The sequence below is a fragment of the Rothia sp. P7181 genome, from assembly GCF_048513015.1.
Taxonomy (GTDB): Bacteria; Actinomycetota; Actinomycetes; order Actinomycetales; family Micrococcaceae; genus Rothia.
On sequence record NZ_JBLXXZ010000005.1, the window covers coordinates 43,565 to 56,381 of the forward strand.

Consider the following 12,817-nt stretch of genomic DNA (forward strand, 5'->3'; position numbering starts at 1 on the left):
TATGTCATGGCAAAAGCGAGTCCACAAACTAGAAGAGTTCATGAACCCGCTTCATCCGAGTTTTTAGCGAATAAGAGTGGAAGCTATCGACGATTGCTCTAGATAAGAACGCATGAGAGTCTCCTCTGTTTGCGTCGGCTCCACGTGTGGCAAGCGAACCGTTGGAGATTCCAAAAGTCCTTGCCATGTAAGAATCTTTTTGGCAGCTACACACCCTGGAACACACGACATCGTTGCCGTAACAATAGGAGTGAGCTCTCGATGCAACTGTTGCGCTCGAGATAAATCTTCAGCGACGACGGCATCAATCAATGTTCGGAATAATTGCGGTGCAATATGAGTTGTCACGCCGATCAGTCCGACAGCTCCCATAGCCAACCATGGCAAGGTGAGCCCGTCGTCACCAGAATAAAACTGTAAATCGGTTGTTGCCATCACTTCTGTTGCCGCAGAAAAGTCAGCCTTAGCGTCTTTGACAGCAACAATATTTTCGTGTTGAGCAAGCTTCTGGTAAGTAGCTGGAGCGATAGGGATACCCGCACGCCCAGGAATATCGTAAAGCATTACAGGAGTATGTACAGCATCTGCAATAGCGGTAAAATGCCCGAGCAAACCAGACTGAGTCGGTTTATTGTAATACGGTGTCACCACTAAAAGACCGTCAACACCAACTGCTTCAGCACGCTGAGCCAAATGCAAAGTATGGGCAGTATCATTAGAACCAACACCAGCAATAATCGTGGTACGCTGCCCCACCGCATCTTTGACGATACGGAAAACCCGCTCATTTTCTTCGTCTGTCATGGTGGAGTACTCGCCTGTTGTGCCACAAACAACTAACCCATCGTGACCATGATCAACAAGGTATTGTGCCAGTTGGGCTGTTTTTTCTTCATCAACAGAGCCGTCAGCAGAAAAAGGAGTCACCATAGCGGTGAGCATTCTGCCAAAAATCGGCTCAACAAACGTACCTTTAGTGTGGTTTAAGGACTCAGACATATTCTTTAGACTACCCTCTTTTGCTCAGTTTTTGTATTTTGCCGACTCATCATCTCCGCTAACACCTCTACACCTCTAACGATGCGGGTGTTTTACCTTCAGATAAGGCGAGCGCTATACGTATAGATTTTCTGGCCCGTTTACGGTCTTTGAGTACTTCATAGATGCGTCCAAGAACAAACCAGTTCTTCCAGCTGTGGGGTTCGTGTTTAATACAATCTTCTACGCTATTAAAGAGCTCTTGGGCTTGTCCGTCATCTAATTGTTGGAGCAGCTCACGATACGAGTTGGAGGTGTCGTCGAGGTGGAGTTGTTGTTCAAGTTTTTCAACACGTATACCAAAGAGTATTTCTCGTATCATGGCCCACCCCCCTAGTATTGGTAGGCCTATCATGCCAGCGCCCATCAGATAACCGGTGGGTGTTCCTGCTTGGAATAAAGCCAGAGCATATCTCATGCTCATCAGTAGGTAAAGAGTGAGCGCGATAATGATAGCCCATGCAAAGGCTTTGGTTCGTCCGGTTACCTCCCAGAAGAGGAATAGAGCGCTACAGGCTAAAACCGCGATTAGAGAAAGTTTCGTGTGATTTTCTAAGGGCAGTATGAAGATGGTGAGGACTAAGAGCACGCATGCGCTCGCTGTGAAGTTTCGTAGCGAGTTCATGGTTTTTAGTTCAGTTCGAGGTAATGGTCGAGTCCGTGTGTTAAGCCAGGGTGAGAGCTGACTTTTCGGATGCCCAGTAATATCCCAGGCATGAACGAGGAACGGTCAAAGGAGTCGTGGCGGATGGTCAGCTGTTGCCCTTCGTCTCCGAGAAGTATCTCTTGACTTGCAGTGAGCCCTCGCAAGCGTACAGCGTGTACTCTGACGTCGTCGATGAGTGCTCCACGAGAGTTTCCGGTGTCTGTGACAGTAGCGTCAGGAGATACTGGCAGATTTGCTGTTTTGCGTGCTTGAGCTATTTTATGTGCGGTGTGTACGGCCGTACCAGATGGTGCATCAACTTTTTGTGGGTGGTGAAGTTCAATAATTTCTACTGATTCAAAGTATTGGGCTGCCCGTGCTGCAAATTCTGTGGCGAGAATGGCTCCGATGGCGAAGTTCGGGGCGATGAGCACTCCGGTTGTTGGATTTTGTGTCAGTTTTTCTGTAAGCCGGTTGAGTTTTTCTTCATCCCATCCGGTGGTTCCAACGACGGCGTGGATTCCGTGTTCAATAGCAAAATGGACGTTTTGTTCGGTGCTATTGGGGACGGTGAGATCTACCAGAATTTGTGCTTGCGCTTCAATCATCTTTTCTAGAGGATCGTGAGAACCGAGTTGAGCGACGAGTTCCATGTCAGGTGCGTTTTCTACGGCTCGTACGGCTTCTTGTCCCATTTTTCCGTAGGCTCCGGCGATGGCAACTTTCCAGGGGGTGCTCATGCTCACGTTTTCTCCTTGAGGTGTGTTTTGATGCAGGTAAGAGGGTCGTTATTCTCTTCGGCGTCTGTATAACACTCTAAATGTAGCGCAGAAAAATTGCGGATATATTCTCAACTGTGCCATAAACTTATACAGTTACTTCGTTTCTCGTGAAGTAACTCAGTAGGTAATTAGAGGTAACAGTTGAATCAAGAGCATGTCTTTTATTCCAGTGTTGACCCTGCAGAAGGCCAACGGAAGTATCGTCTACCTGGTTTAGATGGTTTACGAGCGTTAGCCGTATTGTGTGTGGTGGTCTATCACTTATGGCCCGGAGTTCTTCCAGGGGGCATGATTGGTGTCGATATTTTTTTCGTCATCTCCGGTTACCTCATTACTGCTTTGCTTTTGCGTGAAGGTGCCTACACCGGCAAGATGAACATCATTGATTTTTGGGTTCGTCGTGCTCGTCGACTCATTCCAGCGATTGTTCTGCTCATCATTGTTGTTGGTACGCTTACGCTCATCATTGGCCATGATGCGCAGGTGAATCTGGGGCGTCAAATTTTTGGTGCGTTCACTTTTTCTTCTAACTGGCTCTATATTTTTTCTGGCAATGATTATTTCACACAGACTTCCCCTGAGTTGCTCACTAATTTCTGGTCTTTAGCGGTTGAAGAGCAGTTTTATATTCTGTGGCCGGTAGTGCTTGTTATTGTTTTCATGTTTGTTTCGCGGTGGAGTCGTCGTGCGCTTATCCCCGTTATTTTGGGGTTGCTATCGGTTCTATTATGTGTTGTTCTCAACGTTTTCGAGGTTTCTCCAAACCGTATCTACTATGGTACGGATACGCATCTTTTTCCTTTGATGTTGGGTGTTCTTTTAGCGCTGATGATTCCGTGGAGCATGTATCCTCCAGCTGATTCTCGTTTATATCAGCTGGTCGGTTACGGGGAGCATTGGCAGGGTGCTTTACGTTCAGGTGCCGGTTGGTTAGCCCTTTTTGGTTTAGCACTTTATGCAACGCTTTTAGAACAGACCCAAATATTTTTTATGCCTGGTGGGTTGTTCTTTGCTGGTTTCCTAGCGTTGGCGGTGATTCAGGCTCTCTTACCTGACGTGCATAATCCTGCTTCAGATGTTCTACGTCAGGTTCTTTCGTGGGCTCCTTTAGTGTGGATTGGGCGACGTTCTTACGGTATTTACCTCTGGCATTGGCCGCTCTATGTTCTTGCACACTACACTTTTGGTGTCCATCAGAAATTTTGGGTTGAGTTCTTTGTTCTCTTTTTGACTTTAATCATTTCGGGCTTGTCATATATGTACGTTGAGGAGCCTATCCGCCAACACGGTTTTCTGGCATGTGCTTCCTCCGTGTGGGGTGCTTTCTCTGGCGCACAAAAAGTACCTTCTTTTGTGGCTTTAGGTGCGGTTCTTCTGTGTACTGCTGCTACCACAGCGGCAGTCATTACCGCACCCAAGACAACCTCTGCAGAAGATATTGTGGCAGCTGGAGCACAAGCGCAAAAGGCTCATGAAGAACATATCGCCGCCCCAAAGCCCACGCCTGCACCCGACGCTGATTCTGTGGCTGCTACGGAGAAAGAAAGCTCCTCTAAACAAGCGACGAGGAAGGAAGAGAATCCTTCGGTAACGGTTATTGGGGATTCAGTGTCTTTAGCTTCGGCAGAGGCCCTTCACGAGGCGTTGCCTGAAGCGATTATTGACGGAGAAGTCTCTCGCACTATCGTCAAAGCTTTCCCCGTGATTTCTCGTCTGAACGAGCATGGACAATTAGGTTCTGTTGTCGTACTTTCGGTAACAACTAATTCTACGTATTCGATGGAGGAGATTGACCAGCTCGTTAAAGATATTTCGGATCATGGTCAACGAAAAATTGTTCTTGTCACGGGTGCTGCTCCTGCGCATCTGACGTGGGTTCAAGATTCTAATAAGGTCATTAAAGAAGCTGCCGCAAAATATCCGAAGAATATTGTTGTTGCGGATTGGGCAAAGGCTGCTGAACATCATCCAGAGTATCTTGTCTCGGATGGGGTGCATCCTCAAGCTATCGGTCAAAAAGTTTATGCCCAAACTATTGCTACAGCAGTAGCTCAGGCGGAAAAAGATTTAGAGCGCCAAGATACGGCGGAGGAAGAGCCGGCAGAACCTGTTCAGCCAGCCACTTCCCCCGCATGGTAAAGGTCTTGTCGAGTATCTGATAGGCACACGAATCTGGAGTGTTCTATCGGACGATTGTTGTTGTCATCTCTTGTTGGGCGAGAAATTGTGCTAGCTCTTGTACCTGCTCTAAAGTGACCTCACATAATTTCTGGCTGCTTTCTTCTAACGTTCGATAGATACCTGAACCTAATTCGATAACCCCTAAACGAGTCATACGTGATTCAGGGCTTTCATAACCAAGCAACATAGAGCCTTGCATCTGCCCAATTACTTTTTTCAGCTCTTCTGGGTGTAGGCCGTCTTGAGCTAGCTTATCGAATTCTGTTCGGAGGATTTCTTGTACCTGTTCAGTTTTATCGGGTAAACATCCTGCGTACATACCAAAAATTCCGGCATCAGAGTATGAGTTCGAGAAGGCAGAGGTCGAATATGCTAGTCCACGTTTTTCACGAACTTCTTGGAAAAGACGTGAGGACATCCCTCCCCCAAAAGCTGAGTTTAAAATGTTCAGTGCATAGCGTCTATCGTCTTGAGAGATAATGCCGTGAACGCCCAATAAGATGTGTGTTTGTTCGCAACCTTTATCAATAATTTTGTGGTTTATTCCATCAGCGATGTGGCTGATTCCTTGAGCGCGTCGTTCAATAGGAGCAGTGTTCTCGGGTAGTTCCCAGCCGTACCGAGAGAATGCTTCGAGAACCTGTTGGACGACCTCGCGGTGTTCTAACCCACCAGCGGCGGTAATAACTAGCTGTTCAGGGGTGTAGTAGTGGCGGTAGTGTTCCCACACAGATTGGCGAGGTACATCTTCAATTTCGGTTACCGTACCGCCCACGGGTCGCCCTAATGGGTGTGTGCCAAGGAGTTGTTCTGTGAAACTTTCGAATGCTACGTCTACAGGGTCGTCTTGGCCCATAGCAAGTTCTTCAAGAATCACTTGGCGTTCTTTTTCTAAAAGTTCTTCATCCAGTAAAGAGTGCGCCAGCATATCTGCCATGACGTCTATGGCGAGGGGCATATCTTTTGTCAGAACTCGAGCATAGTAGCAGGTCTGTTCTTTTGCGGTGAAGGCGTTGGAGTCTCCGCCGACGCTGTCAAAGGCTTCGGCGATATCTAGAGCTGTTCGTTGAGCGGTTCCTTTGAAGAGGAGGTGTTCGAGGAAGTGGGTGGAACCGTACATTCCAGCTTGTTCATCTCGTGAGCCGACACCTACCCAAAAACCTAAAGAGACACTTTGTAATGCTGGCATTTTTTCGGTGATGACTCGAATACCACCAGGTAGAACAGAACGACGGACTTCGTGGCCGCCTTCTCCTTGTTCGATGATTTTTCCGTTTTCGTAGTCTAGTTCATCACGAAGTTCGTTCCATGAAGTTGGAAGCAATATAGCCATTATTCCCCTAAATGTGTGTGTTTTAAGTGTGTTATTCAGCCCGCTCAGCTTTTACCGTTAGATGGGGGGGTATGTTTTTGGGCGTTGTTCTAGAAAGGTTAAAAACTTATAAAAGAGTAGCCTGCACAAGTACACAAGACACTTATGCAGGCTACTGAAACAATACGCTACAGATGTAGCGTCTTTTCAGAGACGACCTACGAGATTATTCGTTGTCGTTTTCTTCTTCGTCGGTGTTTTCTTCGCCGGCGACGACAGGAGCAAGAGATAGCTTGCCACGATCATCGATTTTGGCGATTTCAACCTGAATCTTCTGTCCCACTGAGACAACGTCTTCAACATCGTTGACTCGTTTGCCGTCGTTGAGCTTACGAAGTTCAGAAATGTGCAACAGACCGTCTTTACCGGGGGTCAAAGAGATAAACGCCCCAAAAGTTGTGGTCTTGACGACGGTTCCGAGGTAGCGTTCGCCGACTTCGGGAACCTGTGGGTTCGCGATAGCATTCACTGCCGCACGAGCAGCTTCTGCTGAAGGCCCGTCCACTGCGCCGATGTAGACGGTTCCGTCATCTTCGATGGAGATATCGGTTCCGGTATCTTCTTGAATCTGGTTAATCATCTTGCCCTTAGGACCAATGACTTCACCAATCTTTGAGACAGGAACTTGTACCGAAATCACGCGAGGAGCGTAGTCGCTCATCTCGTCGGGGGCGTCGATAGCTGCGTTGAGAACTTCGAGGATATGAAGGCGTGCTTCACGAGCTTGAGTTAGCGCTGCGGCAAGAACAGATGCGGGGATGCCGTCGAGTTTGGTATCGAGCTGAATTGCGGTGACGAACTCGCTGGTTCCGGCAACTTTGAAGTCCATATCGCCTAGAGCATCTTCTGCGCCAAGGATGTCGGTCAATGCTGCGTAGCGGGTTTCTCCGTCAACCTCATCGGAGACAAGTCCCATAGCAATACCTGCAACAGGTGCACGTAGCGGTACGCCAGCGTTGAGTAGAGAAAGGGTTGAAGCACATACAGAACCCATAGATGTGGAGCCGTTGGAGCCAAGAGCTTCAGAAACCTGACGGATTGCGTAAGGGAACTCTTCACGAGAAGGCAGCACTGGTGTAAGCGCACGTTCTGCTAGAGCACCGTGTCCGATTTCGCGTCGTTTCGGTGAGCCCACACGGCCGGTTTCGCCGGTGGAGTATGGAGGGAAGTTGTAGTGATGGATGTAGCGTTTTGCTTTGACAGGGTGTAGAGAGTCAAGCTGCTGTTCCATCTTGAGCATGTTCAACGTGGTGACACCCATAATCTGGGTTTCTCCGCGTTCGAAGATTGCTGAGCCGTGTACGCGAGGAAGAACTTCAACTTCGGCGGTCAGCTGGCGGATATCGGTGAGACCACGTCCATCAATACGTACCTGTTCGGTAAGAATACGCTGACGCACCGTGTGTTTTGTCAAAGCGGCAAAAGCTGCTTCTACTTCGTCTTCACGGCCTTCGAACTCTTGTCCTTCAGCGGTAAGTGCTTCAAGTAGCGCAGTTTGTAGTTCTGTAGCAGCCTGTTCGCGTTCTTGTTTACCAGCGATAGAGTACACTTCAACGAGCTTGTCTGCTGCAAAGTTCTTGACAGCGTTGTCTACGTCTTCGTCGTGTGAACCGAAAGTTGGTAGATCAAGAGGCTCTTTACCTGCTTCATTCTTAAGGGCTAGCTGAGCTTCGCATAGCGCTTTGATGAAAGGTTTTGCTGCTTCGAGGCCTTGTGCAACAACCTCTTCAGTGGGTGCTTGCTGACCGTTATCTTTAATGAGTGTCCAAGAATTGTCGGTTGCTTCTGCTTCAACCATCATGATGGCAACGTCTTCTGTTCCATCAGCTTTGGTGACGATACGACCAGCAACAGCCATATCGAAAACGGCGTTTTCCAGCTGTGAATGTTTCGGGAAGCACACCCATTGTCCGTCGATGAGGGCGATACGCACACCACCGATAGGACCACTAAATGGAGCGCCCGATAGAGTGGTGGAGCATGATGCTGCGTTGATTGCTACGGTGTTGTAGATTTCGTCAGGGTCAATGGTCAGAACGGTAACGACTACTTGAACTTCGTTGCGGATACCTTTGGTGAAGGCTGGACGAAGTGGGCGGTCGATGAGGCGTGCTGCAAGGATTGCTTCGGTGGTGGGCCGTCCTTCACGGCGGAAGAATGAGCCAGGAATCTTTCCTGCTGCGTACATGCGTTCTTCGACGTCTACGGTCAGCGGGAAGAAGTCAAAGCCTTCGCGCGGGGATTTGCTAATAGCGGTAGCGGAAAGCAAGGTGGTGTCTTCGTCGATGGTGACGAGAGCTGAACCTGCTGCTTGTTTTGCGAGACGTCCAGTTTCAAAACGGACGGTACGAGTACCGAATTTTCCGTTGTCGATAATAGCTTCTGCAAATTTAATTTCGGGACCTTCCAAGGTTCCTCCATTTCTTCTCTGCCGGTATCTCTCTCAGACAAGATCGATCTTCGATGGAAGTTTTCGGCACACGCACGAGTTGATGTGGTGCTCCGCAAACCGCAACCGAGGACCGGTCAATCCTCTGAGTGAGTATCGGTTCTTATTTTTTGTTTTTAGTAGGTGACGGCTTTTGAGAGGTTTAGGAAACTCTCTAAAGCCGAAAGAGGGCGTCACCGACGTTTCATACTCTTATCGCCGTAGCCGTTAGAGTATGTTACACCGGTTTCGCCCTCCCAAAGTTTATTGTTTATCGGCGGATACCGAGACGCTCGATAAGAGCACGGTAACGTTCGATGTCAACACTCTTGAGGTAGCCAAGCATGTTGCGGCGACGACCAACGAGGATCATCAAGCCACGACGAGAGTGGTGATCGTGTTTGTGGAATTTCAAGTGTTCGGTCAAGTCGGTGATACGACGAGTCAAAACTGCAATCTGCACCTCGGGCGAACCGGTGTCACCTTCGTGAGTTGCGTATTCCTTGATAATTTCCTGTTTAACTGCGGGATCTAGCGCCACTGTTATAACTCCTAGAGTTAGTGCCGTGTACGGCCCGAACAACATTTTTGTTGTCGGGGATTCGTTATATTACGCCTCAGATTTAGCAACGCTAAGAGCCGAGAAGCAATAAGAACACTATGAGACAACCACGGACTGCAGTCTCATATCTCTCTTACTCTACCTGAAAGAAAACGCTAGGAGAACTACAGGAGCGAACTTCCTTGATTCTTTTTGACAAAAGTTACATAAAATACGCCAAGGAATACACACCAAATAGAACCAACAACCAGTGCTAAACGGGTATCTGCAAAGAACGCAAATTGCAGCACAATAAAGGCCATGAATGCCAATGCCACATAAGAGCCACGCGAAGAAACGTTATGCTGGCTCTTTCGCGCAAAAGCGATATGAGATAGGAGAATCATGACCCACACCATGACCGTTGCAAAAGTTGCAAGAGAAGCAACCACTAAGAACGCATTTTCAAAGAAGACGTTAACGAAAACACCCACGATAAGGACTAAACCTGTGCATACAACAGTCATGTAGGGAACCCCATTTTTCGCGGTACGAGTAAACGTCTGAGGTGCCATTTTTTGTTGGGCAAGACCATACAGCATACGACCAGCACCATAAACATCAGCGTTGATAGCAGAAACAGCCGCTGTGAGCACAACAAAGTTAAGAATATGAGCTGCTGCTGGAATACCTAATGCGCTAAAAATTTGTACGAAAGGTGAACTCTGCCCTTGAATCTGGTTCCAAGGAATCAAAGACATAATGACAGTTAGCGCTAAAACGTAGAAAAGAAGAATACGCACAGGCGTGGTATTGACGGCTTTCGGAATAGAAACTTGAGGATTTTCTGCTTCTCCAGCAGCAATACCAATTGTTTCAATACCACCGAAGGCGAACATCACGACGGTGAAGCAAGCGACAAAACCGGCAATACCGTGAGGGAAGAATCCCCCGTGACTCCAAAGATTTGTAATGGAGGCGGTGTTTCCGGCAACGGATTGGGTGCCGACGAGCATTAGCACAATACCACCGGCAATCATCGCAATAATTGCGCCGACTTTGATGGTGGTAAACCAGAACTCACTTTCTCCGAAAGCTTTAATCTGGACAAGGTTAATGGCCATGATGAGCAATAGAACTACGCCAATCCATACCCATGCAGGAGAAGATGGAAACCAAAACTGCATGTAAACGGCAAAAGCTGTCACGTCTGCAATAGCGACAAGTGCCATTTCAAATGCGTAGGTCCATCCGGTGGTGAAGCCTGCCCAAGGGCCAAGGTATCGAGTGGCGTATTCAGAGAATGCACCTGAGACAGGATGTGCTAGAGCCATCTGCCCCATCGCGCGCATGACCATAAAAACAGCTGCGCCACCGATCATATATGCCAAAAGGACGGAGGGCCCAGCAAGAGAAATGGCTGAGGCAGAACCGTAGAAGAGTCCGGTTCCGATGGCTGAACCGAGGGCGATAAAAAGGATGTGGCGAAGAGATAGTCCTCGCCTCAGCGCTGAGGAAGTATCCGGTGTTGATGGGGAGGCGGTAGCATTCATGAGCTATTCCTGAATAATTAGGGAATCAATCTGACCCCTCATTGTTACATAAATACACAAAATAATGCATAGTTATTCTCATATATGAGATATAAGAAACACTAAAACTCAAAAAACTACGACAACTACCGTCACAAAACCCCATACAAGACGTTAACGCCCCTGACGACCAAACACCACAGAGGCAGCAGCCGTCGCACCTGTTACAGCACACACCGAAGGCCACGCCCCAATCTTATGAGCAAGAACATGAGAATAACCAAAACTACCAAGATACACACCCGTTAAAGCAAGAGCAGTAGAGGTTCCCACATTCTTCTTCCACCCCGAATACGCAACAGCACCACCGGCAGCAAGCACAACACCACCAAGAGCACGAACACCCGTCACACGAGCAATCTTATAACCGCCCATCAAACCAGTAACGCTAGCAATCGTAGGAACCATCACGCTCATCTTATTCTCCTCAAAGGAATCACAGTCAATACATTTTTCTTGTATCGACCTGCCAAAAGTCATCTTCTGTAGTCTATGGTTCACTCCTGAGAAACACCAGAGTAAAACCCGAATAATCTCTCGCACCCCGCCCAAACAAGATGAGAGATACCCACCCCAGTAGCTAAAAACATAGAGGTGAGAGAGAATAAGACATATGGAACATACAACACCTGACCTACCAGAAGCATTCTCGCACGCTGTCATCGTCCAAGTCGCTATGGACGAAGAAGCTGCACCGCTACTCGATAGCACCGTCGAAGCGGCATCTAGCTACACCATCGGAGAAGCAAAGTTCTTCCCCCGCTACTATATGCACCAAGAAACAGCACACCCCATTTTGCTTGTGCGCTCAAAAATCGGGTTAGTTAATGCCGCCAGCGCGACCAGTTTCGCCCTCTCACAGATTAAACATCCCAGCGCAGTCCTATGCGGTGGAACAGCCGGAGGACTCCACCAAAACGTTAACGTTGGGGATGTCATCATCGGCACACAATACACCTACACCGATGCAGACGCCACCGCATTCGGGTACGAACGCGGACAAGTACCCAGCATGCCAACATACTACGACAGCAATACCGAACTCCTAGAGAATGCACGCACTGTAGAAGCAGAAAGCACTCACTCGGTCAAAATTGGATTAATGTTAGCTGGCGGTTCTTTCGTCACTGCACATAACGTCAAAGACACGCGAGCGGTCTTCCCCGCTGCCCTATCTACCGATATGGAAACCACCGCAATCGCCCAAGTATGCTACAGCTATCGCGTACCATTTATCGCAGTCCGATGCGTCTCAGATCTTTGCGGACCAGCTGCAGACCAAGATTTTCATCTTTCCATGGACATCGTCGCTCCACGTTCAGCGCAATACATACTCCGTATGATAGAAAAAATAAAGAAATAATTGTCAGGGGAAGGTTAAGATGCAAGACCACATTATGCGTGACGGAAATACTATTCCGCCCATCGGCTTAGGCACCTACGGTATGGACGATGTGCAAGCAGAAGTTGCCGTTGCAGAAGCTATCCGACGAGGCTACAGACTCATTGACACCGCACAAAACTATCGCAACGAACACGGTGTAGGGCAAGCTATTCAACGATGCGGAGTTGATCGAGAAGAACTTTTCGTCACCACCAAAATACCAGGGCGTGACCACGGCTTTGACGCCACGATTAATTCGGTTCACTCATCTTTAGAACGTCTCAAAGTTGAGTATCTTGACCTGTGCCTCATTCACTGGCCTAACCCTTCTCAAAACCTCTACGTACCCACGTGGAAAGCGTTAGTACGTATGCAAGAAGAAGGAAAAATTCGTTCTATCGGAGTCTCAAATTTCCTCCCCGAACATATTGAACGTATCGTGGCAGACAGCGGTGTCACCCCCGCCGTCAACCAAATTGAGCTAAGCCCCTTCTACCGTCAAAAAGAGCTCTCCGAGTACAACGCACAAAATGCAATTATTACCCAATGCTGGTCGCCCCTAGGCCGTATGAAAACCCTCAAAAATGACGCAGTATTTGCTGACATTGCACAACAGCTTGGGGTCACCCCAGCACAGGTTGCACTTCGCTGGGCAGTACAACAACAGATGGTACCTATCCCTAAGAGTGCTAACCCACAACGCATGGAAGAGAATATCGACGTCTTCACGTGGGAACTCAACCCTGAACAGATGAAACGTATTACCGAATACGATAAAGTCGCTCCGTGCAAAGGGTACGATCCACGAGAGCACGAAGAAATGTAAAAAATCCTTGACCATACACGTGGGGGT

General features: G+C 48.3%; 11 protein-coding genes. 3 read left to right on the forward strand and 8 right to left on the reverse strand.

All coding sequences use genetic code 11. The annotated features are described in order from the left end of the window. Positions 1–63: 63 nt before the first annotated feature. From dapA to dapB, 3 genes are all read right to left on the reverse strand, one after another. Positions 64–999, reverse strand: coding sequence for a 4-hydroxy-tetrahydrodipicolinate synthase (gene dapA, locus ACN08Z_RS03740; RefSeq protein WP_419103256.1), 936 nt, complete (start codon positions 997–999; stop codon positions 64–66). Positions 1,000–1,066: 67 nt separating this feature from the next. Continuing rightward, positions 1,067–1,663: a hypothetical protein gene (locus ACN08Z_RS03745; RefSeq protein WP_419103257.1), complete on the reverse strand. Its 597-nt coding sequence runs from the start codon at positions 1,661–1,663 to the stop codon at positions 1,067–1,069. A gap of 5 nt (positions 1,664–1,668) precedes the next feature. Beyond that, a complete protein-coding gene (gene dapB / locus ACN08Z_RS03750) occupies positions 1,669–2,424 on the reverse strand; it encodes a 4-hydroxy-tetrahydrodipicolinate reductase (RefSeq protein ID WP_419103258.1) in 756 nt (251 codons plus the stop codon). Positions 2,425–2,607: 183 nt separating this feature from the next. Between dapB and ACN08Z_RS03755 the strand changes: the two genes are divergently transcribed. Continuing rightward, positions 2,608–4,605 (forward strand): acyltransferase family protein, encoded by a 1,998-nt coding sequence (locus ACN08Z_RS03755; RefSeq protein WP_419103259.1) that lies wholly within the window; start codon positions 2,608–2,610, stop codon positions 4,603–4,605. Between the two features lie 43 nt (positions 4,606–4,648). Here ACN08Z_RS03755 and ACN08Z_RS03760 read toward each other — a convergent pair whose 3' ends face one another. The 5 genes from ACN08Z_RS03760 to ACN08Z_RS03780 form a co-directional block, all read right to left on the reverse strand. Further along, complete coding sequence (locus tag ACN08Z_RS03760; protein WP_419103260.1) at positions 4,649–5,980, reverse strand: M16 family metallopeptidase; 1,332 nt, start codon at positions 5,978–5,980, stop codon at positions 4,649–4,651. A 205-nt stretch (positions 5,981–6,185) separates the two neighbouring features. Further along, positions 6,186–8,429, reverse strand: coding sequence for a polyribonucleotide nucleotidyltransferase (locus ACN08Z_RS03765; RefSeq protein WP_419103261.1), 2,244 nt, complete (start codon positions 8,427–8,429; stop codon positions 6,186–6,188). Between the two features lie 289 nt (positions 8,430–8,718). Further along, positions 8,719–8,988: a 30S ribosomal protein S15 gene (gene rpsO, locus ACN08Z_RS03770; RefSeq protein ID WP_419102176.1), complete on the reverse strand. Its 270-nt coding sequence runs from the start codon at positions 8,986–8,988 to the stop codon at positions 8,719–8,721. A gap of 185 nt (positions 8,989–9,173) precedes the next feature. Next, on the reverse strand, positions 9,174–10,541 hold the full coding sequence (locus ACN08Z_RS03775; RefSeq protein ID WP_419103262.1) for an amino acid permease: 1,368 nt from the start codon (positions 10,539–10,541) through the stop codon (positions 9,174–9,176). A 153-nt stretch (positions 10,542–10,694) separates the two neighbouring features. Beyond that, the gene (locus ACN08Z_RS03780; protein WP_419103263.1) at positions 10,695–11,060 is read right to left on the reverse strand and encodes a hypothetical protein; all 366 of its coding nucleotides are present in this window, start codon (positions 11,058–11,060) and stop codon (positions 10,695–10,697) included. A 133-nt stretch (positions 11,061–11,193) separates the two neighbouring features. Between ACN08Z_RS03780 and ACN08Z_RS03785 the strand changes: the two genes are divergently transcribed. Beyond that, a complete protein-coding gene (locus ACN08Z_RS03785) occupies positions 11,194–11,943 on the forward strand; it encodes a 5'-methylthioadenosine/adenosylhomocysteine nucleosidase (RefSeq protein ID WP_419103264.1) in 750 nt (249 codons plus the stop codon). A gap of 19 nt (positions 11,944–11,962) precedes the next feature. Next, positions 11,963–12,790, forward strand: a complete 828-nt coding sequence (locus tag ACN08Z_RS03790; protein WP_419103265.1) for an aldo/keto reductase — start codon at positions 11,963–11,965, stop codon at positions 12,788–12,790. The last annotated feature ends 27 nt before the right edge of the window (positions 12,791–12,817 follow it).